Origin of the sequence: Streptomyces sp. NPDC006326 (assembly GCF_040612915.1) — a bacterium.
GTDB lineage: Bacteria > Actinomycetota > Actinomycetes > Streptomycetales > Streptomycetaceae > Streptomyces.
Genome location: NZ_JBEXRC010000068.1, coordinates 1 through 26935, shown reverse-complemented (window position 1 = coordinate 26935; position 26935 = coordinate 1). Strand labels below are relative to the sequence as shown.

General features: G+C 74.0%; 24 protein-coding genes and 2 pseudogenes. 20 read left to right on the top strand and 6 right to left on the bottom strand.

The genetic code is table 11. The features are described 5' to 3' along the window. Positions 1–126: 126 nt before the first annotated feature. Together ABZ128_RS33075 and ABZ128_RS33070 are read right to left on the bottom strand one after the other, a co-directional pair. Positions 127–450, bottom strand: a complete 324-nt coding sequence (locus ABZ128_RS33075) for a DUF3040 domain-containing protein (RefSeq protein ID WP_356853304.1) — start codon at positions 448–450, stop codon at positions 127–129. A gap of 94 nt (positions 451–544) precedes the next feature. Continuing rightward, a complete protein-coding gene (locus ABZ128_RS33070) occupies positions 545–1372 on the bottom strand; it encodes an endonuclease (protein ID WP_356853302.1) in 828 nt (275 codons plus the stop codon). A gap of 234 nt (positions 1373–1606) precedes the next feature. On the opposite strand from ABZ128_RS33070, the gene ABZ128_RS33065 reads away from it, so the two are divergent. After that, positions 1607–2584 (top strand): superoxide dismutase, encoded by a 978-nt coding sequence (locus ABZ128_RS33065; protein ID WP_356853301.1) that lies wholly within the window; start codon positions 1607–1609, stop codon positions 2582–2584. Here the strand turns inward: ABZ128_RS33065 and ABZ128_RS33060 are convergent. After that, entirely contained in the window at positions 2568–3383 is an 816-nt protein-coding gene (locus ABZ128_RS33060) for a glutamate ABC transporter substrate-binding protein (protein WP_356853300.1), read from the bottom strand. The two genes, ABZ128_RS33065 and ABZ128_RS33060, sit on opposite strands and share 17 nt — an antisense overlap. Before the next feature lie 438 nt (positions 3384–3821). Between ABZ128_RS33060 and ABZ128_RS33055 the strand changes: the two are divergent. From ABZ128_RS33055 to ABZ128_RS33030, 6 genes and pseudogenes are all read left to right on the top strand, one after another. Beyond that, positions 3822–3894: pseudogene (locus ABZ128_RS33055) on the top strand. A 76-nt stretch (positions 3895–3970) separates the two neighbouring features. Further along, positions 3971–5146, top strand: a complete 1176-nt coding sequence (locus ABZ128_RS33050; RefSeq protein ID WP_356853298.1) for a gala protein — start codon at positions 3971–3973, stop codon at positions 5144–5146. Further along, positions 5143–6900, top strand: a complete 1758-nt coding sequence (locus ABZ128_RS33045) for an ankyrin repeat domain-containing protein (protein ID WP_356853297.1) — start codon at positions 5143–5145, stop codon at positions 6898–6900. Before ABZ128_RS33050 ends, ABZ128_RS33045 begins: the two co-directional genes overlap by 4 nt. Continuing rightward, the gene (locus tag ABZ128_RS33040) at positions 6897–8084 is read left to right on the top strand and encodes an AAA family ATPase (protein WP_356853295.1); all 1188 of its coding nucleotides are present in this window, start codon (positions 6897–6899) and stop codon (positions 8082–8084) included. The genes ABZ128_RS33045 and ABZ128_RS33040 overlap by 4 nt, the downstream gene beginning before the upstream one ends. Before the next feature lie 7 nt (positions 8085–8091). Next, positions 8092–9330 carry a VWA-like domain-containing protein gene (locus ABZ128_RS33035; protein ID WP_356853293.1) on the top strand — a complete coding sequence of 413 codons (1239 nt, stop codon included), beginning with the start codon at positions 8092–8094 and terminating at the stop codon, positions 9328–9330. A 116-nt stretch (positions 9331–9446) separates the two neighbouring features. Beyond that, entirely contained in the window at positions 9447–10013 is a 567-nt protein-coding gene (locus tag ABZ128_RS33030) for a TerD family protein (protein WP_356853292.1), read from the top strand. Between the two features lie 163 nt (positions 10014–10176). Here the strand turns inward: ABZ128_RS33030 and ABZ128_RS33025 are convergent, their stop codons facing one another. Then, on the bottom strand, positions 10177–10845 hold the full coding sequence (locus tag ABZ128_RS33025; protein ID WP_356853291.1) for a TetR/AcrR family transcriptional regulator: 669 nt from the start codon (positions 10843–10845) through the stop codon (positions 10177–10179). A 229-nt stretch (positions 10846–11074) separates the two neighbouring features. On the opposite strand from ABZ128_RS33025, the gene ABZ128_RS33020 reads away from it, so the two are divergent. From ABZ128_RS33020 to ABZ128_RS32980, 9 genes and pseudogenes are all read left to right on the top strand, one after another. Further along, entirely contained in the window at positions 11075–12034 is a 960-nt protein-coding gene (locus ABZ128_RS33020) for a phosphatase PAP2 family protein (RefSeq protein WP_356853290.1), read from the top strand. Further along, entirely contained in the window at positions 12031–12933 is a 903-nt protein-coding gene (locus ABZ128_RS33015; protein WP_356853288.1) for a hypothetical protein, read from the top strand. The genes ABZ128_RS33020 and ABZ128_RS33015 overlap by 4 nt, the downstream gene beginning before the upstream one ends. Before the next feature lie 88 nt (positions 12934–13021). Then, positions 13022–13288, top strand: coding sequence for a GlsB/YeaQ/YmgE family stress response membrane protein (locus tag ABZ128_RS33010; protein WP_356853286.1), 267 nt, complete (start codon positions 13022–13024; stop codon positions 13286–13288). Between the two features lie 61 nt (positions 13289–13349). Further along, the gene (gene rraA, locus ABZ128_RS33005) at positions 13350–13835 is read left to right on the top strand and encodes a ribonuclease E activity regulator RraA (RefSeq protein ID WP_356853285.1); all 486 of its coding nucleotides are present in this window, start codon (positions 13350–13352) and stop codon (positions 13833–13835) included. 229 nt (positions 13836–14064) lie between these two features. Further along, a pseudogene (locus tag ABZ128_RS33000) lies at positions 14065–15606 on the top strand (peptide-N4-asparagine amidase); the annotation flags it as partial. 27 nt (positions 15607–15633) lie between these two features. Further along, positions 15634–17355, top strand: coding sequence for a serine/threonine-protein kinase (locus tag ABZ128_RS32995; RefSeq protein WP_356853283.1), 1722 nt, complete (start codon positions 15634–15636; stop codon positions 17353–17355). A gap of 72 nt (positions 17356–17427) precedes the next feature. Further along, positions 17428–18348, top strand: a complete 921-nt coding sequence (locus ABZ128_RS32990) for a squalene/phytoene synthase family protein (protein WP_356853281.1) — start codon at positions 17428–17430, stop codon at positions 18346–18348. 160 nt (positions 18349–18508) lie between these two features. After that, positions 18509–19630, top strand: coding sequence for a sensor histidine kinase (locus ABZ128_RS32985; RefSeq protein WP_356853279.1), 1122 nt, complete (start codon positions 18509–18511; stop codon positions 19628–19630). Beyond that, complete coding sequence (locus tag ABZ128_RS32980) at positions 19627–20232, top strand: response regulator transcription factor (RefSeq protein ID WP_356853278.1); 606 nt, start codon at positions 19627–19629, stop codon at positions 20230–20232. Before ABZ128_RS32985 ends, ABZ128_RS32980 begins: the two co-directional genes overlap by 4 nt. 48 nt (positions 20233–20280) lie before the next feature. On the opposite strand, the gene ABZ128_RS32975 is transcribed toward ABZ128_RS32980, so the two are convergent. Both ABZ128_RS32975 and ABZ128_RS32970 read right to left on the bottom strand, forming a co-directional pair. Then, a complete protein-coding gene (locus ABZ128_RS32975; RefSeq protein WP_356853277.1) occupies positions 20281–21033 on the bottom strand; it encodes a transglycosylase SLT domain-containing protein in 753 nt (250 codons plus the stop codon). A 528-nt stretch (positions 21034–21561) separates the two neighbouring features. Then, positions 21562–22476 carry a dihydrodipicolinate synthase family protein gene (locus ABZ128_RS32970; RefSeq protein ID WP_356853276.1) on the bottom strand — a complete coding sequence of 305 codons (915 nt, stop codon included), beginning with the start codon at positions 22474–22476 and terminating at the stop codon, positions 21562–21564. Between the two features lie 71 nt (positions 22477–22547). On the opposite strand from ABZ128_RS32970, the gene ABZ128_RS32965 reads away from it, so the two are divergent. From ABZ128_RS32965 to ABZ128_RS32950, 4 genes are all read left to right on the top strand, one after another. Continuing rightward, positions 22548–23507: a LysR family transcriptional regulator gene (locus ABZ128_RS32965; RefSeq protein WP_356853274.1), complete on the top strand. Its 960-nt coding sequence runs from the start codon at positions 22548–22550 to the stop codon at positions 23505–23507. A gap of 73 nt (positions 23508–23580) precedes the next feature. Then, positions 23581–24666 (top strand): S-(hydroxymethyl)mycothiol dehydrogenase, encoded by a 1086-nt coding sequence (locus tag ABZ128_RS32960; RefSeq protein ID WP_356853272.1) that lies wholly within the window; start codon positions 23581–23583, stop codon positions 24664–24666. Between the two features lie 256 nt (positions 24667–24922). Further along, a complete protein-coding gene (locus tag ABZ128_RS32955) occupies positions 24923–25687 on the top strand; it encodes a PIG-L family deacetylase (RefSeq protein WP_356853270.1) in 765 nt (254 codons plus the stop codon). A 47-nt stretch (positions 25688–25734) separates the two neighbouring features. Beyond that, positions 25735–26568, top strand: a complete 834-nt coding sequence (locus ABZ128_RS32950) for an enoyl-CoA hydratase/isomerase family protein (RefSeq protein ID WP_356853268.1) — start codon at positions 25735–25737, stop codon at positions 26566–26568. Positions 26569–26935 lie beyond the last annotated feature (367 nt).

Genomic DNA, 26935 nt, shown 5'->3' with positions numbered 1-26935 from the left:
AATACTATATAAACCTCACAGTGTCTGTATTTAAGACGTTTGCTATTCCGATCGGCCGTTAAAACGCCCCCCGCGCCCCGGCGGGGGGGCCCGGCCGGCTGAGCCGGCCGGTCCCCGGACTGCTGTTCACGCAGGGGTACTCGTCGTACCCGTGCCGGAGCGCTCGCGGCGCTGCCACCGGCGCCGGACCCACTGGCCGGCCAGCGGCAGGGCGGTGATCACGGTCAGCACCCAGGCGCCGGCGAAGGCCCAGATCAGCGGCAGTGAGACGGTGACCGCAGCGGCGATCAGCAGCGCCAGCGTCACCGCGGCGAGCCCACAGGCGGCCAGCATGCGGTGACGCAGGTGCGCGGAGCGCAGGATCCGGTCGAGCGAACGGTCGGCCTTGAGTTGGGCCTCGATCGCGGACAGCTCATGCCGCTCGCGGTCGGAGAGTCCCCCTCCGTCCATGGCTACCTCCACGGGCTGCCGTCGCCGGGCGCGGACAGCAGCTCTGACCTGCGCATACCCGCCCGGGAGCGGGCCAATCCCGGGCGAGCGGGGGTCACCAGATGGAGTTGACCCACTCCGGGTGGTCGATGAACGGGTTCCGGTTGTGCTGGAACGTGTCGAATATGACCTGGTTGCGGCGCTGCTCGAAGGCGTCCGGCGGGTCCTGCTGGTTCCACTGCTTGAGCAGGCTCAGCCGGCCGAAGTACGGGGCCGTGCCGTTGTTGACCCGGTCGTTCATCTCCAGGTTCGGGAAGCCGTCCTCGCCCTCGTAGCGGACGGCCATGTAGAGCAGCATGCGCGCGACATCGCCCTTGACCGCGTCGCGCGGCTCGAAGGAGTCGGCGTCGGTGTAGCTGCCGGGGGCCTCGGAGACCGGGCTGCCGCCCATGTCGAAGTCCTTGTTGCCCCGGGTGCTGTTGACCGTGACGTCCTCGGGGCGCAGGTGGTGCAGGTCGGTACCGGGGCCGGTGACCGTGCCGAAGTCGCCGTGGCTCTTGGCCCAGACGTGCTCGCGGTTCCAGTCGTTGACGCCGCCGCCGTTGGTGGACTTGGACTGGGAGCGGCCGGAGTAGACCAGGATGACGTTGTTCGGGTTCGCCGGGTCCTGGTCGGTCACCTTCAGCGCGTTCCACACGCCGTCGTAGGTGACCTTGGACTGGTTCTTGATGATGTTGTGGAGCGCGGTCTTCAGGGCGGCACCGGTCTTGCCCTCGGCCGTGGCGTAGTACTCGTCCACGGTGGCGGCGGTGGTGGCCGCGGCCGCGGCGTCGGCGTGGGGAGCCGCCGGACGCTGCGAGCCGGCCGACGCGGTGGCCGGCACGAGCAGGAGGGCTGCGGCGGCGAGCCCGGCTGCCCAGGGTGTGTGGCGGAAAAGTCTCATGGTGTGGGGGCACCTCTTCACGTACACCGCCCCCGCCGGTGCAGTTGGCGGGGCGTCAGGTGGCAGAGCGAGGCTCACATTGTCATGTGCCCAACAGGTAAACACCATGTTTCAGGAGTCCGGATTCTGACCCTCGGCATCCCTTTTCCGGACGCCGGTGATGTGCTGAGGTTGCGGGGTCAGCCGATGCGGCATCAACTACCGCCATTTTCAAGACGGTTGGAAGGACATCACATGACTGCACCCGTGGGCCGGCGCAGGTTCCTCCTCGGCGCGGCCGCAGCGCTCGGCGGCGCGGCCGTCGTGGGACCGCTCACACCGCCCGCCCGGGCCCGGGGCCAGAACGGGCCCGGAGCCGGTACGGCAGCCGTTGCCGACCGCCCGGACACCATCGCCACCCCGCCGGGCTTCCAGCCGGAGGGCATCACCGTCTCACCGGGCGGCATCGCCTACACCGGATCGCTGCTGGACGGGTCGATCTACCGTGCGGATCTCGCCACGGGCACGGGCCGGATCCTCCTGCGCGGAACGGGCCCGATGGCGGTCGGCCTCACGCTCGACGGCTACGGGAGACTGCTCGTCGCGGGCGGCGACAGCGGCGAGATCCGCGTCGTACGGGCCGCCGACGGCCGGATCCTGGCCACGCACCGGGCGGCGACCGGAACCGCCTTCGTCAACGACGTGGTCATCGGCTGCGGCGGCGCCTGGTTCACCGACTCCTTCAACGACACCCTGTACTTCCTGCCTCCGGGCCCCGGCGCGGTGCCGCGCCCGCTCGCGCTGGGCGGCGAATGGCTGCCCACCCCGCCCGGCGGCCAGGTCTGGGGCTCCAACGGCATCGAGCGCACCCCGGACGGCCGTGCACTCGTGGTGGTCAACGACAACGCCCAGGCGCTGTTCCGCATCGACCCGCGCACCGGCGCCGCCGACCGCATCCCGCTCGACGGCGGGGCGGTCGGCAACGGCGACGGACTCGTCCTCCACGGCCGCACCCTGTACGTCGTACGCAACTGGGCCTACGCGGTGGACGTGTTCACGCTCAGCACGGACGGGCGCCGCGCCGCGTTCGTCAAGCAGATCACCGACCCGCGCTTCGACGAGCCGACGACGGCCGCGGTCCACCGCGGCCGCCTCTACGTCGTCAACGCGGCGTTCGACTCCGACTGGTCGGACCCGGCCACCGCGTCGACGATCGTCAGCTGCCCGATGTGATCGGCGGGGCCGGCTCGCTCTTGTAGTTGGCCGAACCGAAGTTCTTCTTCACCGCCGCGTCCCAGGAGCCGTCCTCGACCATCTTCTTGAGGGCGGCATTGATCTTGACCTGGAGCTCCTTGTCGCCCTTCTTGACGCCGATGCCGTAGTTCTCGTTGCTCAGGCTCAGCCCGATCAGCTTGAACTTCCCGGCGTTCTCCTTCTGGGCGGCGTACCCGGCCAGGATGGAGTTGTCCGTGGTCATGGCGTCGACGCGGCCGTCGGCGAGGGCGAAGACGCACTCCGAGTAGCTTTCGAGCTCCAGGAGACTCGCCTTGGGGGCCAGCTTGCTCTTCATGTTCTCCGCCGAAGTGGAGCCGGTGACCGAGCACAGGTTCTTGTTGTTGAGGTCCTCGGGCTTGGTGATCGACGTGTCACCGGCCCGGACCATCAGGTCCTGGTGCGCGAGGAAGTAGGGGCCGGCGAAGTCGACCTTCTCCTTGCGCTTGTCGTTGATCGAGTAGCTCGCCGCGACGAACTTGACCTCGTTGTACTGGAGCAGCAGCTCGCGGTCGGAGCTGTCGACGCGCTTGAACTCGATCTTCTCCGGCTTGTAGCCCAGCTCCTTGGCGATGTACGTGGACACGTCCACGTCGAAACCGGAGAAGGTGCCCCCCGCCTCGCGCAGCCCGACGCCCGGCTGGTCGAACTTGATGCCGATGGAGAGGTTCCCCTGGGGGCCGTCGTCACCGCCGCAGCCGGAGGCGGTCAGGGCGAGGCCGATCACTGCGGCCAAAGCACCGGCCTTGGGAACCTTCATTGCTGCACTCTTTCCTGGGGTCGCGGGACGCGGAGACGGGATCGCCGGTGCGCGTGGAACCGCGGGGACGTGAGAAGCGTCGAGACGCGTGTACGAGGAAGCTAGGAAGGCGGCACGCGGCATGTCACTGGATCTGAGCAAAACTTGAGGTAACGATCCGGCTCGGCCGGTCTTTCTCCGGCGGATTCGGGTGTGAACGGGATAAAGAGGGCTACCACAGTGCGCAGTTCGGTACGAGAGGATGTAGATCCCCTCTTATCGGTGAAGGTGTCCAAATCCGCTTCATCCGGACATTGCGCCGGTCGTGCACCCCGGAAACGCCCCGCGGGGCCGGGCGTGCGCGCCGGGCGGGGCTGGTGACGGTCCGGCAGTGGCCGGATCCCCATTTCAAACTGGTGATCGAGTCCGGCCCGGCGGGACGGTATGATCTCCGCCAGCAAGGCCGTAGCGCAGAGGTCGTCGCGCCCACGCATCGAGCTGGAGGACGTCGGTTCGAATCCGACCGGTCTTGCGCCTTCTTCACGTGTTCGTGAGGTCGTCATGTCGTTGTGGACGCCGGTCACCGGCGAAGAACCGGTGGAGTGGTGATGACACAGCCGACACCCGTACGGTGCCCCGCGATCGAGCACCCCGACCTGCCGCTTACCGACCCCGCCGGACTCGAACCGCTGCTCGCCCGCCTCGCGTCCGGCGACGCCCTCGGACCCGACGAGGCCTTCCCGGTCGGGACCCTGCGCGCGGACGGTCGCGTCGACCTGTGCAAGCAGGGCCTCGGGCCCGTCGGCGCGGCCCGGATCGCGGCCGCGGCCGCGGACTCCCCGCACGCCCGCCACCTGCTCCTCGGCACCAACTCCCTCGGCGACGAGGGGGCCCGCGCGCTCTCCGAGGCCCTGCGCGGAGGGCGGGAGCGCGAAGCGGGCCCGGGACGGACGTCCGGTCACGGGCTGCACACCCTCTACCTCGGCTGCAACCGCATCGGCCCCGACGGAGTGGCGGCGCTCGCCGAGGCCCTCGCGGACGACACCACCGTCCGGGCCCTGTGGCTCAAGCGCAACCCGCTCCACGAGGACGGCGCCCGCACCCTCGCCGCCCTGGTGCGGCGCAACCACACCCTGCGCACCCTCGACCTGGTCAACACCGGCATCGGAGCCGAGGGCGTACGCCTCCTCCTCGACGCCCTCCGCGAGCGCGAGACCCCGCTCGAACGGCTCTTCCTCGGCGGCAACGGCCTCACCGCCGAGGCCGCACCGCTGCTCGCCGCCCTCATCCGGGAGGCCGGGGTGCGCGAGCTGTACCTCCCCGCCAACCACCTCGGCGACGCCGGCACCGCCGTCCTCGCCGCGGCCGCGGCCGCCGACCCCGCGCGGCCGGTCCGCCTCGGACTCGGCGGCAACGGCATCGGACCCGCCGGCGCCCGCGCCCTCGCCGACGCCCTCGGCGGCATCGAAGCCCTGGACCTGGGCCGGGCCATGTCCGAGCGCAGCCTCGGCTCCCCGGGCAACGACACCGGCGACGAGGGGGCGTACGCCCTCGCCGCCGCCCTCCCCGGCAGTCCGCTGCGCCGCCTGGAACTGCGCCACACCGGGCTCACCGGGCGCGGAGCGAAGAGCCTGCTGGCCGCCGTGCCCGAAGGCTCCCCGCTGGAGTACGTCGGCCTGGGCCCCGGCCTGCCCCGCAAGGTGAAGCGTTCCTTCACCGCACGGCTGCGGCCCGCCCGTCCCGCCCACCCCGACCTCGCCGCGATCACGAGCGTGTACCGGTGAGCGCGGCCACGACCCTGCCCGGCGGGCTCCTGCCCGAGGACGGCCCGGTCTGGCAGCGGATCCGCCGCCACGCCGTACCCGGCTGGATGATCCGCCGCGCCACCGGGCACCGCCTGGCCGGCGACTGGCGGGCCGCCTGCGCGGCGGCCGCCGTCGACGTCGCCTTCGACCTGCCCGGTGTCGCCGCCCGCCACGGAGCCGCGGTCGCCGAGGCGGTCGAGGAGGACCTGCGCCACCTCGCACCCGACCTGCTGCGCTGGCACGTGCCCCGCCTCCTGGGCGGCCGCACCACCCTCAAGCCCGACGTGCGGATCCTGCTGGCGCGCTACGGCACCGGCGCCGAAGCCCCCGTCATGTCCGTCACCACCGGCCCGATGACGGAGGGCCCGCAGCGGCTCCGGCTGCACTGCGCCCCGGTCGCCGTGCCGGACCTCAGCTGCTCCCCCTCCTCGTTCTACGCCGTCGCCTTCCAGGGCGAGGACTGGACCGCGGCCCGCCCCTTGTGGGACGCCCGGCACACCGCCGCACTGCCCGAGCTCCTCGGCGGCGTCCCGGGCCGGCTGCCGTTCCTCCGCCCGGACGGGACCCCGCTCGGCCCGGACGAGCTGCCCACCGCCGACCCGGGCGCAGCCGACCCGGCCGGACACGCCGAATGGATCGCCCTCCTGCACCGGGACGGCCGCGCCGCAGAGGCGTATGAAGCCGCCGGCCTGGAACGCGACCTGACCGTGCCGCGGCCCCCGACGTACGGCCGGGCGATCGTCCCGGAGTCGGTCCTGGCGGGCGCCCGCATCGACCTGGCCCGGCTGGTACCCGCGGTACGGAGCCTCACGGCGGCCGGGGCGGGCGACACCTTCCGGATCGCCCGCGGCCATCCGTTCCTGCTGGAGCAGGCCGGCACCGGCGCGGACGCCCGGCTGCGGATCCGCGTCGTCGAGAACCGCGGCTTCGAGGGGATTCCCAGGCTGCCGCAGTACGCCTGGCAGCGCTCACCCGACCTGGAACTCCTGCGCACCGGCCGGATCACCCCCGCCGAACTGCACCCCCTCGTCTGCTCCGCCCTCTTCCCGCAGGCCGCTCCCGCGGCGGGGCCGCCCGAGCCGGCCGAGCCGAAGGCCGTACGGGTGCGCTGCCGCGGCGCATGGCACGAGGTCCGCTCCCAGGGCGGCGCACTCGACCTGCCGGTGCACAGCGCGGAGGAGCAGCAGCGCGAGCGCGCCATGCGGGCGTTCGGCGGCGCCGTCGCGGGCTGCTTCGCCGTACAGCAGACCTGGACCAGCGGGGAGGGGCGGCTGCCCCGCGCCCTGCGGGACGAGCGGCGGGAACTGTTCCTGCGGGCCCAGCACGGCGACACCCCCGGTGTCACGGCGCTGCTGGACGCGGGCACCGACCCCCGGGTCCGCGACGCCCGCGGGTACACGCTGCTGCACGTGCTCCACCTCCTCGACCACGAGGTCCTGATGCCCCGGCTGCTGGCGGCCGGCCTGGACCTCGAAGCCCGCTCCAAGACGGCTCTCACCCCGCTCCAGACGGCCGTCCAGTACGGGGGATCGGCCGACCTGGTCCGGGCGCTGCTGGACGCCGGGAGCCGGATCGACGTCGTCGACGACCAGGACCTGTCGCTCGCCCAGGTCATCCGCCGCTACCAGCGCAGCGACCTCGCCTTCCTGGGCAGCCGGGTGGAAGAGCAGTTCCCCGGCCTGGGGTCCGAGTGGTTCGACGAGTACATGGACGAACGGGAAGACGACCTGTGAGCACCCCGCCGCCGGCCCTCGCGGCCGCCGACGCCCTGGGCGCGCGCCTGCGCGCCACCCGCACCGAACCCGCCTCCCACCCCCAACTGGAGGCGCTCGCCCTGGCCGTGACGGCCAATCAGCCGGTCCTGCTGTGGGGCGAGCCGGGCATCGGCAAGTCCGCCGGCATGGAACAGCTCGCCACCGCGCTCGACGTGGGGCTGGAGACGGTCATCGCGAGCGTCCACGAACCCTCGGACTTCGCCGGGTTGCCCGTCGTCGGCGACGACCCCGCCACCACCGGCGTGCCCATGGCCCCGCCGGACTGGGCGGTACGCCTCGCCCGCACCGGCCACGGACTGCTGTTCTTCGACGAGTTGTCCTCCGCCCCGCCGGCCGTGCAGGCGGCCCTGCTGCGCGTGGTCCTGGAACGCCGGGTCGGCAGCCTCGTCCTGCCGGAGCCGGTGCGGATCGTCGCCGCGGCCAACCCGCCGTCCAGCGCGGCGGACGGCTGGCACCTCAGCCCGCCGCTCGCCAACCGCTTCGTCCACCTCGCCTGGACCCACGACCCGCGCACCGTGGCCCGCGGCATGGCCGGCACCTGGCCGGAGGTCGTCCTCCCCGCGGTCGATCCCGCCCGGGTCCCCGGTGCCGTGGCACGGGCCCGCGGCGTCGTCTCCGGCTTCCTCACCGCCCGCCCCGGGCTCGTCCACCACATGCCGGACGAGGCCGAGGGCCGCGGGCGGGCCTGGCCCTCCCCGCGCACCTGGGAGATGGCGCTACGCCTGCTGGCCACCGGCTACGCCACCGGCGCGGGACGGGAGGCCCTGGCCGCGGCGCTGACCGGCGCCGTCGGAGAGGCCGCCGGGATCGAGCTGCTGTCGTACATGGAGCACCTCGACCTGCCCGACCCCGACCGGGTCCTGGCCGACCCGGACGCCTTCGCCCTGCCCGAACGCGGTGACCGGCAACTGGCCTTCCTCATCGCCGTGGTGGCGGCCGTCCAGGCCGAGCTGACCCGTCCCCGCTGGGAGGCAGGCTGGGCCGTACTCGCCAAGGCCGTGGACGCGGGAGTGCCCGACGTGGCCGCGCGGGCCGCCACCGACCTCGCCGCGATGCGGGACCTGGACTGGCCGGTGCCCGCCGGCATCGACGCGTTCGTCGAACTGCTCCAGCTCTCCGGCGCTCTGCCGGGCGGCGGCTGACCGGCGCATGACCGCGTCCGAGAACGGCCTGCCCGACGAGACCCCGGAACGCGTGGTGGCGGGCGCCCGGCTGGACCGGGCGAAACTGCTCGCCGCCCGCTTCAAGGCGGCCGAGGCCCGGCCGTACCTGGCCTCCGCCCTGTACGCGCTCACCGTCGTGCCCTCGGCGGCGATCCGCACCATGGGCGTGGACCGGCACTGGCGCTGCTACGTCGCGCCCGCCTTCGTCGACGCGACGCCCGTGGCGGAACTGGCCGGGGTGTGGATCCACGAGGTGGCCCACCTGCTGCGCGACCACCACGGCCGGGCGGACCGGCTGCCGGCCGCCGACCAGGGCGACCGGCTGCGGATCAACATCGCCCAGGACTGCGAGATCAACGACGACCTCCTCGCCGACGGCCTCGCCCTGCCCGAGGGCCGGATGGAGCCGAGGCTCTTCGGCCTGCCCACCGGTGGCATGTTCGAGTCGTACCTGGCCGCGATCCCGGCCTCCCCGCCGCACGCGGCGGAGTGCGGCTCGGGCGCCCACGGGACGCCGATGCCCTGGGACCTGGGCGAGGGCGGGGGTCCCGCCCGGATCGGCCCGGTCGAGGCGGAGGCGCTGCGCCGCCAGACGGCCCAGGCGATGCGGGCCCACCAGCGCACCCGGGGCAGCCTCCCCGAGGGCTGGCAGCGCTGGGCCCGGGAACTGCTGGAGCCCACCGTCGACTGGCGCCGCGCGCTGTCCGGCGCCGTACGGGAGGCCGCCGCGTGGGCGGGCGGAGCGGTGGACTACACGTACCGCCGTCCCTCGCGCCGCACCCCCGCCCTCGGCGGCCGGGTGGTGCTGCCCAGCCTGCGCCGGCCGCTGCCGCGGGTCGCCGTCGTCATCGACACCTCGGGCTCGATGGGCGAGGAGGAACTCGCCGCCGCGCTCGGCGAGGTGACCGGTGTCCTGCGCGAGGTGGGGGTCCGCGGCAACCGGGTCGCGGTCCTGGCCTGCGATGCGGATGTGCACACCTTGAGCCGGGTGACGAGCACCGAGCAGGTCACCCTGGCCGGGGGCGGCGGGACGGACATGCGGGTCGGGATCCGCGCCGCGCTGGCGATGCCCGACCGGCCGAACATCGTCGTCGTGCTGACCGACGGATTCACGCCGTGGCCCGAGGAGAGCCCGTCCTGCCGGCTGATCGCCGCGCTGATCGGGGCCGGTGCGCCGCAGCCGCCGGCCTGGGTGGAGACCGTACGGGTGGACCCGGGACGGTGACGGTCCCCTCGACCGGCCACGGCCGAACTGGCCGTAAATGTACGGTCGTACGGGCCGCCGTGGCCGCCGCATGACAGCATGGCCGGGCAACGCGCGGCGAGTGGAGGGGGAGTTCGGTGAGCAGTTCGGTGAGCGATTCGGCGAGCGGGGTGCGCAAGAGCCTGGCCAAGGTGGAGATCGCACTGCGGTGGGATCCGAGCCCCTCCGGCACGCCCGCGCACGACCTGGACATCGTCGCCGCGGTCTACACCGCGGCCGACCCGCACGGAGAGCCCGTCCACCTCGTGCACTTCGGCAGCCGTTCCCCGGACGGCACGATCACCTTGAACCGGGACAGCCAGACCGGTCAGGGCTTCGGCTACGACGAGGTGATGACCCTCGAACTGGACCGGATGGCGGCGGAGCTGGCGCGTGTCGTGGTGGGCGTGGTGATCCAGGACACCGGTCCGCGCGGCGCCCGGACGAAGACCTTCGCCGCCATCGCCGGCACCGGGATCCGGATCCGCGAGGGCTACACGGATCTCGCCGTGAGCGATTTCGCGGGCGTGCCGACGGCCACCGCCGCCACCGTCGCGCAGTTCACGCGCGACGGGTCGGGCGGCTGGTCGCTGGACGCGGCCGTGCGGGGGTTCGACGCCGATCCGGCGGAGTTCGTCCGGGCCATGGGGGCCGCCCGCCCCTGACGGCGGCAGCCGGAGGGGGCATCGGAGGGGCCGCTCAGACCGGGCGGCGGTCGCTCCCTTGAGTGGGCGACCGCCACGCCGTCCGGGTGGCGCGCTGCCGCCGTCCCCACGAGGCAGCGCGGGCGGGCCGCCGTCCGGTCATCGGTGACGGCGGCCCGCCGGTTCAGGGGGCCGGAATGCGGCCGGGGCCCGGGGGCACGACCGGGTCCGGTGTGCCGGCCGGGGCCGGGGTCGGGACCGGGGCCAGGCCCAGGGCGGGGAGCAGGGCCGCCTCCACGAAGCGGACCAGGTAGTCGGCGTCGGCGTACCGCCCCTCCAGTACCGGCCGGATCCGCAGGACGCCCATCAGCTGGGCCGGGAGGAACTCCACGGCCGGATGGTCCGGGGCGATCTCGCCGCGGGCCACGGCCCGGGCCACCATCGCGTCGAAGGCGGCCAGTTCGGGCTCGATGAGGGCCTCGCGCAGCGCGGCCTGCAGTTCCTTGTCGCTCAGCACCGCGTGGGCGAGGGCCTCGGTGAGCCGGGTGTCGCGGCCCGAGTTGCCCGCCGCGATCCGGGCGGCCTCGCGCAGGTCGCCGGCGAGCGTCCCGGTGTCCACGGCAGCCAGCGTGCCCTGCCGGTTCGCGCGCAGGGCCGCCGCGACGAGCTGCGGCTTGGTCTTCCACTGCCGGTAGAGCGTGGACTTCCCGCAGCAGGCCCGGGCGGCCACGCCCTCCATGGTCAACGCTTCGTACCCGTGCTCGCGCAGCTGCTCCAGGACGGCGTCGTAGAACTCCTGCACCCGCTCCGGGGTGATCTTGGAGCGGCGCGCGGCGGGCGGCGTCGACGTCATGGTGGGCGGCTCTCCTCGGGGCTCCGCGGCGGGGTGAGGCGGGTTCCTGCAGAAAGTGTACGGGAAACGGCACCGTATCGGTACACCAGCGTATCGATACGCGAATGTATCGATACACTGGCGTGTCGATGGAGCGGGTGGCCGGAACCGGCCGCCGTGCACCGGTGCCCCATCGGCCTGACGAGCGGCGCGCGAGCACAGCGCGAGTACAGGAAGAGAGACCGGGGGAATGACCTCCCACACGACACCCGACGGGCCCGCCGCCGGCCCGGGCACCGGGCAGCGGCGCCGCCTCATACGCGAGCTGCTCCTCGTCGCGGGCCTGTTCGCCGTCTACAAGGCCGGCCGGCTGCTGGCGACCGACCGCACCGACGAGGCCTTCCGCAATGCCGCCCGGATCTGGGACGCCGAACGGGCCCTGCACCTGCCCGGTGAGGGCCTGGTGCAGCGCCTGCTCCTGCACGGCGGCCAGGGGGCCCCGGGCGGCGGCGGGGACCTGCTCGTCCACGCCGCGAACACGTACTACGCGGCGGTGCACTTCCCCGCCACCGTGGTCTTCCTGGTCTGGCTCTACCTGCGCCGGCCCGGCCACTACCTGTGGGTCCGCCGCGTCCTGGCCGTCCTGACCGGCGCCGCCCTCGCCCTGCACCTCGCCTTCCCGCTCGCACCGCCGCGGATGCTGGCCGCCGCGCACCTGGTGGACACGGCGCAGGTCTACGGGCCCGCCGTCTACCGGGCCGCTCCCGCCGCCGACACCCTGGCCAACCAGTTCGCCGCGATGCCCTCGCTTCACTTCGGCTGGGCACTGATGCTCGCGCTCGGCATGATGGCCGCCACCTCCTCCCGCCTGCGGGTCCTGTGGCTGCTGCATCCGCTGGCGACCCTGCTCGTGATCGTCGGTACCGCCAACCACTACTGGCTCGACGCGGCCGTCGCCGCCGTGCTGCTCGGGGCGGCGCTGCTGCTGGTGCCGCGCCCGGCCGCCCGCACCGCGTCCCGGTCCGTGCCGGTCGTACGCCACCTGCCCCGGGCGCGGCCCGCTGCAGGGGCGGAGGCCGCTGCCGGGGCCGCCGCCGCTTCCGGGGCCGGGACCGAGGCGCGGCCCGTCGGGGCCGTTTCCGAGGACGGGCTCGGGGCCGGGCTCGGGGCGGCCGGAGCGCAGGCCGCGGTCGCGGGGGTGGGCCGGTGAACGCCACCGTCCTCGCCGTCCTGCTCTGCCTGGCCTCCGCGGTGGCCTACGCGGCCGCGGCCGTGGCCCAGGAGCGGCTCGCCCGCGCCGCCGTGGCCCGCAGCGCCCGCGAGCTGCTCGGCAACGGCGCCTGGTGGTGGTCCGCCGGGCTCAACGCCGCCGCGGCGCTGCTGCACGCCGCCGCCCTGCGGTACGGGCCGCTGACCCTGGTCCAGCCGCTGGGAGCGCTCACCCTCGTGGCCGCCGTCCCGCTGGGGGCGCACCGGGCCGGCCGACGGGTCGCCGCCACCGAATGGCGGGGCACCCTGGCCACCGTCGCCGGGCTCGGCCTGCTGCTGCTCCCGGCCTCCGGCCCGGCTCCCGACGACACCCTCACCCTCGCCGAGGCCCTCGCCGTCTCCGGTGCGACCACCGCCGTGATCCTGCTGCTCACCGCGCGCCGCGACGTGCGTTCCGGGCTGCGGCACGCCACCGCGTCGGGGCTGGCCTCGGCCGTGGCCTCCGCCCTGACCCAGACGGTGGCGGTGGCGGCCGGCCGGGGCGGCCCCCTCCTCAGCGTCCGGGTCGTGTCGGTGGCCCTGCTCGTGATGCTGTTCGCGGTGGGCGGGATGCTGCTGTCGCAGCGCGCCTACCGGGGCGGGCTCGGCGCCCCGCTCGCCGTGGTGAACCTGGCCAACCCGCTCGCCGCGGCCGCCATCGGCATGGTCCTGCTGGGGGAGCGGCTCCAAGGGGGCGCACTGGGGCTGCTGCTGGCGGTGGCCGGTGCGCTGGCCGCGGCCCGCGGGGTGCTGCTGCTGACCCGCGCGGCACCGGGCCCGCAGCCCGGTCCGCAGCCGGGCCCGCAGCCGGGTCCGCAGCCCGCCGCCACGGCGGCGATGAGCCACCGGGTGGCGGCCTGACGGGAGAACCGGACCGGCCCGGCGCGCGTCCTTGCGGGAGAGTGCGTCCACGTACTCACCTGCACCGACGAAGCGGAGTGAACACGGCATGGGGATCGTCAGCTGGATCGTCCTGGGGCTGCTCGCCGGCGCCATAGCCAAGCTTCTGCTGCCCGGACGTGACCCCGGCGGCCTGATCGGAACCACCCTCATCGGCATCGCGGGCGCCTTCACCGGCGGCTGGCTCTCCGCGAAGTTCCTGGACAAGCCGATCGCGAACGAGTTCTACGACCCCGCCACCTGGGGCTCCGCCATCGCGGGCTCACTGGTCCTGCTCATCGCCTACCGGCTGCTGTTCGGCCACTCCCGGGACTGACACCGGGGCCTACGCTGGGCCGCACGGCGCGACGTACCGGCTGCGAGGAGCCCAGAGCAACATGAGCGTGACACCCGTCCCCACCAGCGACCTGTACGACGAGCACGGCGAGGCCCTGCTCATCTGCACCACCGTCTTCCGCCAGTTCGGCGGGCGCAGGCTGTTCGCCGGCCCGGTGCGGACGCTTTCCTGCCACGAGGACAACGCCCTGCTGCGGGACCTGGTCCACTCGCCCGGCGAGGGCGCCGTCCTCGTGGTGGACGGCGGCGGCTCCCTGCGCACGGCCCTCACCGGCGACCTGATCGCCGGGGCGGCCCGGCGCAACGGCTGGGCCGGCCTGATCATCAACGGCGCGGTCCGCGACAGCGTTGCGCTGGCGGGTCTCGACCTCGGCATCAAGGCCCTGGGCACGGTCCCCCGCAAGAGCGGCAAAACCGGCGCGGGAACGGTGGACGCCCCGATCACCATCGGGACCGTCACCTTCCGCCCCGGCGACACGGTCCACGCGGACGACGACGGCATCGCCGTGCTGCCCGCCCCGGCGTAGCGCACGGCGGGGGCGAGATCCGGCCAGGGGCGGGGCGGCGGGCCTGGTGCCCGCGGGGCAGGGCGGGATTCACTGCGGGGCCATGACACGACACAGGATCACGGGGCTGCTCGGCGCGCTCGTGCTCGCCGCCGGCACCCTGGCCGCCGCCGCGGGACCCGCAGGCGCCGCCCCCGGCCGCCCCGCCGGCGCCGTACCCGGCTCCGGCGGCGCGGGGGAGCACGCCCACGCGAGTGAGCCGCCCGCAGAGTTCGGGACCGACTGGCACGACCCGCTCACCGCCGCCCCACCGGTATCCCGGCCCGCGACCGCCTCCTGCGAGCTGACCCTCGCCGAGGCACAGTTCCGCGACTTCACCCCCTACCTGGGCAGCTACGTGCCGCCGACCGGCTGCGGGGGAGGCGACGACGGGCGCCGCTGGTCCAAGGTGGTCCTGCGCCTCGACGGCAAGGTCAAGGGCCGCCAGTACGACCGCCTCGGCCACCTCTCCCTCGGCGGCGTGGAGATCCTGCGCACCTCCACCCCCGAGCCCTCGCCCGACGGCATCACCTGGTCCGTGGAGAAGGACGTCACCCGCTACCGCGACACCCTCAGCCGCCCCCAGCCCGTCGAGATGCTGATCGGCAACGTCGTCAACGACACCTACACCGGCGTCATCGACGTCAAGGTGACCCTCACCTTCCACGCCGCCGACGGGCGCAACCCGGCGCCCGACACCCCCGACCGCGTCCTGCCGCTCACCGCCCCCGCCCTCACCACCCCGCGCAACACCGAGCGGCTCCTCGCCGAGGTGTACGCCACCGGCTCCGGCGGCGGCTGCGAGGAATACTGGTACATGACCACCCCCGACGCGGCCCCGTACTCCTGCAAGGCCGCCGAGGGCCCCTACCGCGAGGTCCGCATCCTGGTCGACGGACAACTCGCCGGCATCGCCGCGCCCTTCCCGACCGTGTGGACCGGCGGCTGGTCGAACCCGTTCCTCTGGTACGTCACGCCCGCGCCCCGCGCCTTCGACGTCCGGCCGATCGTCTACGACCTGACCCCGTACGCCGCGCTCCTCAACGACGGCCGCCCGCACCGCATCGAGGTGGCCGTCGCAGGGGTACCGGCCGGCCAGAGCGGCTGGAGCACCCCGGTGAACCTGCTGCTGTGGCAGGACGAGCACCGGGAGGTCGTCACCGGCACCCTCACCCGGCACGAGGAGGGAGAACCGGCCAACTCCAGCCACTGGACGCCCGGTTCCGCCACCACGCAGCACCGCCTCGACACCGAGGGCGGCCACCGGCTGACCATCGCAGGCCGCCTCGACACCTCCCACGGCCGGGTGACCACCACCGTGACCCGCGCCGTCCACGCCACCTCCGTGCACCGCTGGACGCAGGACGAGAACCAGGACGCGCTGACCGCCGCCTGGACCGACGAGGAGAGCGTGACCCGCGGCCCCACCACCGTCCGCACCGCGCGCACGTACACGATGGACGGCGAGACCACCCTCGGCGCCGCGGACCGCCTGCGCACCGTCATCGCGCTCGGCGACCGCGCCGAGACGGTCACCCTGCGCGGCGGCCACCGCGTGGACCGGTCATGGCTGGACGACCGGTACACGGGCGACGCGAGCTACACGGCCAACGTCCCGCGCGAGCAGCGGCACGCGGTCGGCACCAGCTCGGAGCGCTACCAGCTGTACGGAGCGGAACCGGGGCACGGCTGTTACGACCGTACGGTGACCACCGCTCAGGGCACCGTGACGGTGGACCGGCGACGCTGCTGACACCGGCTGCGCCTACGATGACCGGCCATGGACACGAGTGAGGCCGGCAGACAGCTGGTCGACAGCCGCTTCGAACTGATCGCGCCCCTGGGGGCCGGCGGCATGGGCACGGTGTGGCGTGCCCGCGACATCGCACTGCACCGCGACGTCGCGCTCAAGGAGGTGCGCCCGCCGGACCCGGCGACCGCCGCGGCCCAACCCGGGCTGGCCGTCCAGCTGCGCGAGCGGGCGGTGCGCGAGGCACGGGCGCTCGCCCGCCTCGCGCACCCCCACGTCGTGACGATCCACCACATCGTGGAACCCGCGGAGGGCTCCGACGGGCACCCGTGGATCGTGATGGAGCTCGTCAAGGGCGGCTCCCTGCACGACCGGCTGGAGTCCGGACCGATGCCCGTGGCGGAGGTGCTGCGGCTCGGCCTCGACGTGCTGTCCGCGCTGCGGGCCGCGCACGCCGAAGGGGTGCTGCACCGTGATGTGAAACCGGCCAACGTGCTGTTGCGTCCGGACGGGTCCGCCGTGCTGACCGACTTCGGGATCGCGGCCCTGCACGACTCGACCGCACTGACCTCCACCGGGGTGCTCATCGGCTCGCCCGAGTACATCGCGCCGGAGCGGGTGCGCGGCGAGGAGGGGCTCGCGGCCTCCGACCTGTGGTCGCTCGGCATGCTGCTGTACGTGGCTGCGGAGGGCGTGCATCCGCTGCGCCGGGCGAGCAGTCTGGCCACGGTCGTCGCCGTGCTCGACGAGCCGATCCCGGCTCCGGTGCGATCCGGCCCGCTGGGGCCCGTACTGGAACGCCTGTTGGTCCGGGACCCGGCCGTGCGGCCCGACGCCGAGCAGTTGCAACAACTGCTCCGGGACGCGAGCGCCGCTCTCCCGGGCGCCGCCGCGTCCGCCGCCCCCGTCCCGCCCGCCACACCGGTGGTGCCTCCGGTGTCCCTGGGCCAGTACGGGCCGCCGAGCACGCCGACCCTGCCGCCCCAGGCACAGGTCCACGCCCAGCCTCCGCAGTCCGCCCAACCGCAGCCCTATACGACGCCGTTCACCCCCGGCGGCGGTTCCCCGTACTCGGCCACCTCCCCCGTCCCGGTGGCCCGGCCCGCGCGCCGGCGCTCCGCGCTGATCGGCGGGGTGCTCGCGCTGGCCCTGACCGGCGGCGGGATCGTCCTGTACAACTCCCTGCCCGACGGCCGCTCCACGGACGGCGGCACCGCGAAGGGCCCCACCGCCTCCACCGGCGCGTCCCCCTCCGCCGGGTCGGCCACCCGCGGGGCGAGCCCCACCCCCAAGGGCAAGGCCGCCCCGAAGGGCTCCCTGCTCACCCCGGCCAAGGTCCGTACCGCGATCGAGGCCTTCCAGCAGAAGACCGGCACCACGAGCTTCGTGGAGATGGTGGTCTACGAGGAGTACGTACTCGCCTCCATCCCCACCGCCGCCGGGGCCAAGACGTACGACCGCTACGAGTACCGCGACGGCGAGGCCCGGCGCACGGGCCCCGGCGGCACCATCAAGGACGACGAGCCGCTGATCGACATGGCCACCGTGAACTGGGACGCCCTGCCGGGCCTCCTCGAAAAGGCCAAGCAGGAGCTGGGCGTGGCCAACCCCACCTCCCGCTACGTCATCGTCGAGCCCTGGCTGTTCGACCAGACACCCTCGATGCGGCCCTACCTCAGCGACGAGTACGGCCAGGGCGGCTACGTCTACGCCGACACCCAGGGCAAGGTGAAGAAGGTCTACCGCTCCTGAGACCGTGTACCCCCACCCGTGCGCGCGTGCGTACGGCCGCACACCGTTCACCGTTCGAGGAGCTCCCCACCCATGCCCAGCTGGCGCACCACCCTCACGGCGGCCGGAATTTCCGGCCCCGCCCTGCGGGCCGACTACACGTACGCGGCACGCCGGGTTCTGCGCCGCGAACCCGCCCCGTACCTGACGCTGCGCCTGCTCGCCGCGCCGCCGCTGGTGCCCTGGCTGACGGCCGGGGTGGGATTCATGAACCTGGTCGACGACGTGGCCGAGACCGGCACCGTGCAGGAACGGACCGCCGGTCTGGCCGCGCTGACCGAGCGGGTGGAGACGGCGCTGAAGACCGGCGACAGCCCCGACCCGCTGCTGCGCGCGTACGCCCACGCGGTCGAGGCCCGGGGGCTGCCCGTGCACTGGGTCACGCGGTTCCTGGAGGGCGCGGCCACGGCCGAGGCCCGCTTCGACGGCTTCGCGACGGAGGAGGACTTCCAGGCCTACCTCGACGCGTACGCCTGGCCGGGGCTGCTGGTCTTCACCGGCCTGCAGTACCAGGACGGGCCCGGAGAGGAACAGGCGGCGGGCTGGCGGCGCTTCGTCGACGCCGCCCAGCGGGTGGACTTCCTCGCCGACCTCGCCGGGGACCTGGCCGAGGGCCGGCTGTGCCTGCCGCGCGCCCGCCTCGCCGAGCACGGCGTGACGCGGGCCGACCTGGAGCAGGCCCGGGACACCCCCGCGGTACGGGAGCTGCTCGCCGCCGAGTGCGCACGCGCCCGGACCGCCCTGGCTGCCACCGCGGGCATCCTCGACCTCGTCGAGCCGGGCCTGCGTCCGGTGATCGCGGCGATGTCCGAGCTGATGGGACACCAGCTGGCCGCGGTGGAACGGGCCGGCGCCGGAGCCCTCCGCAAGAACGTCGGCTACGGCCTGCGGGCCCCCGTGCGCACCCTGGCCCGCGCCCGCAGGGCCCGCCGAACGGCCGTTCGCGGGTCCTGAACGGTGACATTCGTACTGCCCAGGTCCGTACGACTGCATCTGCCGCCGGTCCCGGTCCGGTTCCTACCGTGGTGCACATGATGCAGACGACGCACGGGACGCCACGCCCTGCACGGCCGGGCGGGCCGCCCGGGAAGCCGGTGGCAGGACGGAGCGGCCCATGAAACGGAACACGCAGATCCGGGGCGTCCACACGCTGCTGCCCTGGCTGCTCGTGGGCATGGGGGCCATCTCCAACATCATCCAGGGGGAGACGCCCGACCCCTGGATCGGCGGGCTCGGCCTGCTCGTCTTCAACTCCCTCTACGTCACCCTCGTGTTCCGGGCCTTCGTCACGCGGGCGCGCGAGCACCCCAGCACCCGCTGGTGCCTGGCCGCGCTCGGCGCGGTCACCTGCGCCCTCGGCCTCGCCTACGGCGACAACTGGCTGCTGTTCTTCCCGTTGTGGGGCCTCGCCGCCGGTGCGGTGGTCCGGGGCCGGACGCTCTTCCCCGTGATGGTCGTGATCACCGCCCTCGCCGGGGTGGTCGCGGCGCGGGCCGAGGGCTGGGACGCGCTCGGCATCGTCTACGGGACGTTCCTGTCCGGGATGGTCACCGCGGCCATCCTCGCCCTGTCCGAGACGGTGAAGGAACTCCACGAGACCCGCCAGGAGCTCGCGCGCGCGGCGGTCGACCAGGAGCGGCTCCGCTTCTCCCGCGATCTGCACGACCTGCTCGGCCACACCCTGTCGGTGATCGTGGTGAAGGCGGAGGCGGCCCGCCGCATCGCACCGCGCGACATGGAAGCGGCCCTCGGCCAGGTCGCGGACATCGAGTCCGTGGGACGCCAGGCACTCACCGAGATCCGGGAGGCGGTCACCGGCTACCGCGAGGCCAGCCTCGCGGCGGAGCTCGACCGGGCCCGGGGCGTGCTGACCGCCGCGGGCATCGAGCCCCTCATCCGGGAGTCCGGACCGCCGCTGCCCCCGCAGTCCGCGGCGCTGCTGGGCTGGGTGGTCCGCGAGGCCGTCACCAACGCCATCCGGCACAGCCGGGCCCGCCGGTGCGAGATCGAGGTCCTCGGCTCCGCGGAACGGGTCCGGCTGGTGATCACCGACGACGGGAACGGCGTAGGCTCGACACCGCCGGGCAGCGGGCTGACCGGCCTGACCGAGCGCCTCGCCGCGGCCGGCGGCACCCTCAGCAGCGGACCGGCGCCGGACGGCGGCTTCCGGGTCACCGCCGAGCTGCCGGCGGAGCCGGCCGGAGCCGCAGCAGAGGGGAACGGGGAGCACCGATGATCAAGGTCCTGCTGGCGGAGGACCAGGGCATGATGCGCAGCGCCCTGGCCCTGCTCCTCGGGCTGGAGGAGGACATCGAGGTGGTCGCGCAGGTCGCCGCCGGCGACGAGATCGTGCCCGCGGCGCTCCGGGACCGGCCCGACGTGGCCCTGCTCGACATCGAACTCCCCGGCCGCAGCGGCCTCGACGCGGCCGCCGAGCTGCGCACGCGCTGTCCCGGCTGCAAGGTGCTGATCCTGACCACCTTCGGCCGTCCCGGCTACCTGCGCCGGGCGATGGAGGCGGGGGCCGCCGGGTTCCTGCTGAAGGACGGGCCGGTGGAGGAACTGGCCGCCGCGGTGCGCAAGGTGCTGGCGGGGGAGACGGTGGTCGACCCCGCGCTCGCGGCCGCCGCCCTCAGCGCCGGCCCGAATCCGCTGACGGCACGCGAGGCCGATGTGCTCAACGCCGCCGTGGACGGGGCGACCGTCGCCGACATCGCGCAGCGGCTGCACCTGTCGGAGTCGACGGTGCGCAACTACTTGTCCGCGGCCATCGGCAAGACCGGCACCCGCAACCGCATGGAGGCCGTCCGCGCGGCCCGCAGCCAGGGCTGGCTCTGACGCCGCGCGGAGCGGGCCGGTCTTCCGGTGGTGCCCGGTGGGCCTGCCTCAGTAGGGGCCGTTGACGTTGTCGATCGAACCGTAGCGGGCGGCAGCGTAGTTGCAGGCGGCCGTGATGTTGGCAACCGGGTCGTACGAGTCCAGCGACGTACCGGGGACGTGGTACGCGCGGAAGGTGGGGTCGATGACCTGGAGCAGACCCTTGGAGGGAATGCCGGCCGCCGCGTTGGAGTCCCAGTTGTTGATCGCGAGGGGATTGCCCGAGGACTCCCGCATCACATTGCGGTAAATACCGTTGTAGCTGCCGGGAATTCCGTGCCGGGCCATGACGTCCAGCGACTCGCGGATCCACCCGTCGAGGTTGTTGGCGTACGCCTTGGCCGGCTTGGCGGCGGTGGACGCGGCCTTCGCCTTGGCGGCCGCCGCCTTCGCGGCGGTGCCGAGGCTGAGCTTGAGGCCGGGGCGGATGATCGAGGGGTTGCTCCCGATGGCGGCCTTGTTGGCCTCGTAGAGGGCGTGCCAGCCGCCGCTCACCGAGTGCTCCGCCGCGATCTTCGACAGGGTGTCGCCGACCGCCACGGAGTAGGTCACCGGCGAGGCCGCCTTCTCCGCGGTCACCTTGGCCGCGGGCAGCGCCACGGTGTTCGCCGCGGCCGCCACGGCGGGCTGCGTGACAGCCGCCCCGGCGGTGGTCGCGCTGATCAGCGGGAGGGCCAGGGCCGCGCCACCGGTGCCGGCGAAGGCCAGCTTGCGGGCGAGCGGGTTCTGCTTGGGGTGGCGGTGCTTACCCAGTGCGGGCATGGCGGAATTCCTCACGTGTGGGGGACGGGAGAGCCCTGGCGGCGGCCGGATTCGGCAGCTGCCCGCCGGGAACGACGTGACCGTAAGCGAGTCCGCCGGGCGGGAACAAGGCTCGAATTCCACCGGGTGATCGACTTCCCCGTATCGGCCCGGAAAATGACCTTGGGGACTTCTCCGGGCAATAGCCGAAATCCTTTCGGAGAAAAGGGAATGGTGCTTCGCCGGGCAAATGATGTTGAGGTCGGCGCAGTGACTCACATCACGGTTTAAGGGGCCGCAAAGCTAAAACGGACAAGTCGCCTCTATCTGTATCCGATTCGGGCGTCTCACATGTTGCAGGCGAATCCCTCATCGGGCGCCCTTTCCGGCGCCTTCGGCCCTCTTCCGCGCCATGATCCAGGCCTCCGGGCCCCGCACCCCGGGTTCCCGTGCCCCGCACCCCGGGTTCCCGGGGCCCCGCGGCGCCGCCCCGGGGCTCCGCGGGCCCCGGGGCGGCCTCGGGCTCCGCCCCCCCCGGGCCGTCCGGCCCTACGGAGTCTTCGCCGCCTGCTCCAGCTGCTCCAGCTGATCCAGCGCGGCCCGTACCGCGGCCCCGCTCGCGGGCAGCAGGGGCAGGCGTACGTCCGGCGTGGGGATGCGGCCCCGCGCATGGAGGACCCCCTTGATCACCACCGGATTGGGCTCGGCGAAGGCCGCCGCCGACAGCCGGGCCAGCGCGTGCCCCAGCTCCCGGGCCCGAGCCGCCTCACCCGCCCGCCAGGCCGCCGCGAGCTCCACGAACCGGGCCGTCGCCAGATGCGCCGAGGCCAGGATCGCGCCCGCAGCGCCGAGCGCCAGCAGCGGCGACGCGTACGCATCGTCCCCCGCCATCACGGCGAAGCCGTCCGGCAGGTCGCCGAGCAGCGCCACCGTGTCCTGGTCGATGCCGCCGACCGCGTGCTTCACCCCGGCGACCCCCGGCAGCTCCCCGAGCGCCCGCAGTGCGGCCGCGTCGAGCGGCTGCCCCGTGCGGTACGGGATGTGATAGACGATCAGCGGAACGGGGCTCACCTGGGCCAGCCGCGTGAAATGGGCCACCACCCCGGCGGCCGAGGGCCGCAGGAACGACGGCACGGCCACCAGCGCCGCCCGCGCCTGCGGCCACCGCGCAAGCCGCTCCAGCGCCGCCTCGCTCGCCCGGGTCCCGCTCGCGCCGGCGCCGACGGTCAGAACCGCCCCGCGCTCCCGGCACGCCCGCGCGCAGACGTCGACGACGAGGTCGCGCTCCGCCCCGTCGAGGGTGGCGGCCTCCCCGGTGGTGCCGAGGGCGACGATCCCGTCGGCCCCCTCGTCCAGCACCTGGTGGGCGAGCGCCTCCAGCGCGCCGGGGTCGACGGCCCCGGCCGCGGTGAAGGGCGTGACGAGCGGTACGTGAATCCCGTGCAGGGAAAGGTCCTGTGCCATGCCGACGAGCCTGGCGGCCCCGGAGCATCAAATCCAGTTCGCGTTCCTTATCCCAAGCGTAAGCTGAGCCGATGCTCGACGTACGACGCCTGCGCCTGCTGCGCGAACTCGCCCGCCGCGGAACCATCGCCGCCGTCGCCGACGCCCTCGCCTTCAGCCCTTCGGCGGTGTCCCAGCAACTCGGCGTCCTGGAACGCGAAGCCGGCCTGCCGCTCCTGGAGCGCACCGGCCGCCGGGTCCGCCTCACCCCCGCCGCGCAGCACCTCGTCCGGCACGCCGATGCCGTACTGGAGCGGCTGGAGCAGGCGGAGGCCGACCTCGCCGAAGCGCGCAGCGGGCTGGCCGGCGCCCTGCGGATCGGCTCGTTCCCCACCGCCACCCGGGCCGTCGTGCCCGCCGCCCTGGTCGCGCTGGAGCGACGCCACCCGGGGCTGGAGCCGATGGTCTCCGAGACCGACCCGGCGGCGGTCGCGCACGCGCTGCGGGCCGGGGACCTGGACGTGGCCCTGGTCCACGAGTACGACTTCGTGCCCGCGCCGCAGGAGCCGGGGATCACCGCCGAGCCGCTGTACGGCGAAGCCATGTACCTGGCCGCGCCCCGGGACCCGGGCGCCCCCTCCGGGACCGCGGCTCCCGTCGCCCCCTCCGAGGCCGCCGCGGACCAGCGGGCGGTCCTGCGCGGCCACGCGGACGCCCCCTGGGTCATCGCCACCCCCGGCACCCTCTGCCACGCCATGACCGTACGGGCCTGCCAGGCCGCCGGATTCACCCCGCGCATCCGCCACCACGTCGACGAGTTCGCCACCGTGCTCGCCCTCGTCGCAGCCGGCCAGGGCGTGGCCGTCGTCCCCCAGCTCGGCGTACTGGGCCCCACGGACCCGGCGGTGGCCCTCACCCGCCTGCGCATGGAACGCCGCACCCGGCTCGCCTTCCGCAGCGGCGCCGCCGCCCACCCGGCCGTGGCCGCCTTCGGGGCGGCACTTCGCGCCGCACTACCGCCGGAACTCGCCACCGGCGACGCCGCGACGTGACACAACTCCCCTGCGCCGCCCCGTCCGTGTACGTTCGTTGATCCAGACAGAACCGATCAGAGCGGGGTACGACGTGACGCATCGCGTACGAGGGGTCATCGCACGGAGCAAGGGCGCACCGGTGGAGACGACGACGATCCTCGTGCCCGACCCGGGACCGGGCGAGGCACTGGTCAAGGTCCAGGCCTGCGGGGTATGCCACACCGACCTGCACTACCGCGAGGGCGGCATCAACGACGCATTCCCCTTCCTCCTCGGCCACGAGGCCGCCGGCGTGGTCGAAGCCGTGGGCCCGGACGTCACCTCCGTCGCACCCGGTGACTTCGTCATCCTCAACTGGCGGGCCGTGTGCGGCACCTGCCGCGCCTGCAAGCGCGGTCGCCCCTGGTACTGCTTCGCCACGCACAACGCCGCACAGCCCATGACCCTGGAGGACGGCACCCCGCTCTCCCCGGCGCTCGGCATCGGTGCCTTCGCCGAGAAGACGCTGGTCGCGGCCGGGCAGTGCACCAAGGTCGACCCGGCCGCCTCGCCCGCCGCCGCCGGACTCCTCGGCTGCGGGGTGATGGCCGGCCTCGGCGCGGCCCTGAACACCGGCAACGTCGGACGCGGCGACTCCGTCGCGGTCATCGGCTGCGGGGGAGTGGGCAACGCGGCCGTCGCCGGCGCGCGCCTGGCCGGCGCCGCGCGGATCATCGCCGTCGACCTCGACGACCGCAAGCTGGAGTGGGCGCGGGGCCTCGGCGCCACCCACACGGTCAACGCCCGTACGCAGGACGTGGTCAAGGCCGTCCAGGAACTCACCGGCGGCAACGGCGCGGACGTGGTCATCGAGGCCGTGGGCCGCCCCGAGACCTACCAGCAGGCCTTCTACGCCCGCGACCTCGCCGGCACGGTCGTCCTGGTCGGCGTCCCGACACCGGACATGAAGCTCGAACTCCCGCTCCTCGACGTCTTCGGCCGCGGCGGCGCCCTGAAGTCCTCCTGGTACGGGGACTGCCTGCCGGAGCGGGACTTCCCGCTGCTCATCGACCTCTACCTGCAGGGCCGCCTCGACCTCGACGCCTTCGTGTCCGAGACGATCCCGCTGGACGGGGTGGAAGCGGCGTTCGCCCGCATGTCCCGCGGCGAGGTCCTCCGCTCGGTCGTCACCTTCTGATCACCCCGGGCCTGCTCCCGCTACCCCACCGACGACCGGTAGCGGGTCAGCGCCTCACCGGCGTCCGGGACGAAGCCCGCGTCATGTGACAGGGCGATCAGCTCGGCTTCGGTCAGCCAGGCGTGCCAGGCGATCTCCGCCGGGACACTCCGTCGGGCCGGCGGTGTACGAGGATGCGCCCGGCGGAGTCGCGGCAGAGGACCCGGGTCGGCGAAAGGCTGTTCGGATCAGGGTCGCCACCCCCTAGGGTGCAGGTATGACCGAACGACTGGATCAGCCCACACCCTTGGAGCCCATGCCCGCCGACTGGCAGCGGGCCCTCGCCGTCGTAGCCCACCCCGACGACCTGGAGTACGGCGGCGCCGCCGCGGTCGCGCACTGGACGGACGGCGGCCGCGAGGTCGTCTACCTGCTGGCCACCCGCGGCGAGGCGGGCATCGACACGCTCCCGCCCGAGGAGTGCGCCCCGCTGCGCGAGGCCGAGCAGCGCGCCAGCGCCGCCGTCGTCGGTGTCTCCACGGTGGAGTTCCTCGACTACCGGGACGGAACGGTCGAGTACGGCCTCGACCTGCGCCGGGACATCGCGGCGGCGATCCGCCGGCACCGCCCCGAGCTGCTGGTCACGCTCAACCACCGGGACACCTGGGGCGGCCAGGGCGGCGGCGGTTTCTGGAACACCCCCGACCACAAGGCCGTCGGCCGCGCCGCCCTCGACGCCGCCGCCGACGCGGGCAACCGCTGGATCTTCCCGGAGCTCGTCTCCGAACACGGGCTGGAGCCGTGGAACGGGGTGCGCTGGGTCGCGGTGGCGGGTTCGTCCATGCCGACGCACGCGGTGGATGCCGGCCCCGGCATGGAGCGTGCGGTCAGGTCCCTTCTGGAGCACAAGGCGTACATCGACGTCCTCACCGACCAGGACCCGGAGGAGTACTGCCGCAGCTTCCTCACGGGCAACGCCCAGCAGGCCGCCGCCCGCTTCGGCGGCCGCCCGGCGGTGGCGTTCGAACTCTTCTCACGCTGAGCCCACCCGCCTAAACTGACGCAGCATCAGCTCGGCAGGGGGGACCGGTGATCGACACCACGAGCACGGAGATCGCGCAGGCGGACGAACGGATCCGCCTCGTGATCGAGGACGGCATCGCGTTCCTCACCCTGTGCCGTCCCGCCACCCTCAACGGCTGGAGCTGGGAGTCCACCCGCCAGCTCGGCCTGTTGGCGGACCGCATCCGCTTCGACCCGGCGGTACGGGTGGTCCTGCTCCGGGCGGAGGGCCGGGCCTTCTGCGCGGGCATCGACGTGACGGCCCCCGGCGGCGCCATCACGGGCGCCTCGCCCGCCGAGCGGACCCGCAACTACTACGAGGGGATCCGCTGGGCCCACGAACGCTTCGCCGTCCTCGCCCGCCTCCCGCAACCCGTGGTGGCCGCCGTCCAGGGCTACTGCCTGGGCTTCGGTTTCGAGCTGGCCCTGATGGCCGACGTCCGCATCGCCGCCGAGGACGCCGTCTTCGCCCTCCCGGAGGCACAGCTGGGGGTGGCGGTGGACGCAGGCGGCGATCTGCGCATCGCCCGCGAGGCCGGCGCGGGCTGGGCCAAGCTCCTTGCCCTGACCGGCCGCCGCATCGACGCCACGACGGCGGAGCGCCTCGGACTCGTCCAACTCCTGGTCCCCCGCGACGACCTGGACACCGCCGCCCGTGAGCTGGCGTCGGAGATCGCCGCGAACGCCCCCCTCGCCGTCCAGGGCATCAAACGTGCGATCGACGCCTACACCGACGCCGCCCTGCCCCAGGCCCTGGACCGCGTGGCCCTCACGGCAGCCCTCACCCTCACCTCGGAGGACTGCCGCGAGGGCTACACCGCCAAGGCCACCCGCCGCCCACCCCACTTCACCGGCGGCTGAGCCCACCCCCACCTCACGCGCCTCCCGGCAACCCCGGACACCGCCGGACGCCAAGCCGACCGAAGCGCCTACCGATCTGACGCGATGGTGGCCTTTCCGCGCCCCCGATGGTCATCTCATCGTCGTCGTCTTCAACTTGACCCGGCCGGGCTCCGGAAGAGGGGGGGGGATCGGCCCCGCACGGAAATCGGGCACCGGAACCCGGCCCGCCCCTCCCCGACGGGCCCGCTCCGAACCCGTACCCCCGGCCATTCCTCGGGGGCTTCCCGGCAGTCTGTTGTCTTTCCGGGGTGGGCCGGGCGGTCAGGGGTGGCCGAAGGCCATCGCGAAGCGACGCGAACGAAGAGAGCGCCCTTGACGGCCCGGC

What these genes read in the sequence shown, in the direction of transcription:
- ABZ128_RS33070 (WP_356853302.1), bottom strand. Translation starts at nt 1,372, where the DNA reads ATGAGACTTTTCCGCCACACACCCTGGGCAGCCGGGCTCGCCGCCGCA.
- ABZ128_RS33025 (WP_356853291.1), bottom strand. Translation starts at nt 10,845, where the DNA reads ATGACGTCGACGCCGCCCGCCGCGCGCCGCTCCAAGATCACCCCGGAG.
- ABZ128_RS33010 (WP_356853286.1), top strand. Translation starts at nt 13,022, where the DNA reads ATGGGGATCGTCAGCTGGATCGTCCTGGGGCTGCTCGCCGGCGCCATA.
- ABZ128_RS32965 (WP_356853274.1), top strand. Translation starts at nt 22,548, where the DNA reads ATGCTCGACGTACGACGCCTGCGCCTGCTGCGCGAACTCGCCCGCCGC.
- ABZ128_RS32995 (WP_356853283.1), top strand. Translation starts at nt 15,634, where the DNA reads ATGGACACGAGTGAGGCCGGCAGACAGCTGGTCGACAGCCGCTTCGAA.
- ABZ128_RS32955 (WP_356853270.1), top strand. Translation starts at nt 24,923, where the DNA reads ATGACCGAACGACTGGATCAGCCCACACCCTTGGAGCCCATGCCCGCC.
- ABZ128_RS33065 (WP_356853301.1), top strand. Translation starts at nt 1,607, where the DNA reads ATGACTGCACCCGTGGGCCGGCGCAGGTTCCTCCTCGGCGCGGCCGCA.
- ABZ128_RS33035 (WP_356853293.1), top strand. Translation starts at nt 8,092, where the DNA reads ATGACCGCGTCCGAGAACGGCCTGCCCGACGAGACCCCGGAACGCGTG.
- ABZ128_RS32985 (WP_356853279.1), top strand. Translation starts at nt 18,509, where the DNA reads ATGAAACGGAACACGCAGATCCGGGGCGTCCACACGCTGCTGCCCTGG.
- ABZ128_RS33060 (WP_356853300.1), bottom strand. Translation starts at nt 3,383, where the DNA reads ATGAAGGTTCCCAAGGCCGGTGCTTTGGCCGCAGTGATCGGCCTCGCC.
- ABZ128_RS32980 (WP_356853278.1), top strand. Translation starts at nt 19,627, where the DNA reads ATGATCAAGGTCCTGCTGGCGGAGGACCAGGGCATGATGCGCAGCGCC.
- ABZ128_RS33020 (WP_356853290.1), top strand. Translation starts at nt 11,075, where the DNA reads ATGACCTCCCACACGACACCCGACGGGCCCGCCGCCGGCCCGGGCACC.
- ABZ128_RS32990 (WP_356853281.1), top strand. Translation starts at nt 17,428, where the DNA reads ATGCCCAGCTGGCGCACCACCCTCACGGCGGCCGGAATTTCCGGCCCC.
- rraA (WP_356853285.1), top strand. Translation starts at nt 13,350, where the DNA reads ATGAGCGTGACACCCGTCCCCACCAGCGACCTGTACGACGAGCACGGC.
- ABZ128_RS33050 (WP_356853298.1), top strand. Translation starts at nt 3,971, where the DNA reads ATGACACAGCCGACACCCGTACGGTGCCCCGCGATCGAGCACCCCGAC.
- ABZ128_RS32975 (WP_356853277.1), bottom strand. Translation starts at nt 21,033, where the DNA reads ATGCCCGCACTGGGTAAGCACCGCCACCCCAAGCAGAACCCGCTCGCC.
- ABZ128_RS32970 (WP_356853276.1), bottom strand. Translation starts at nt 22,476, where the DNA reads ATGGCACAGGACCTTTCCCTGCACGGGATTCACGTACCGCTCGTCACG.
- ABZ128_RS33075 (WP_356853304.1), bottom strand. Translation starts at nt 450, where the DNA reads ATGGACGGAGGGGGACTCTCCGACCGCGAGCGGCATGAGCTGTCCGCG.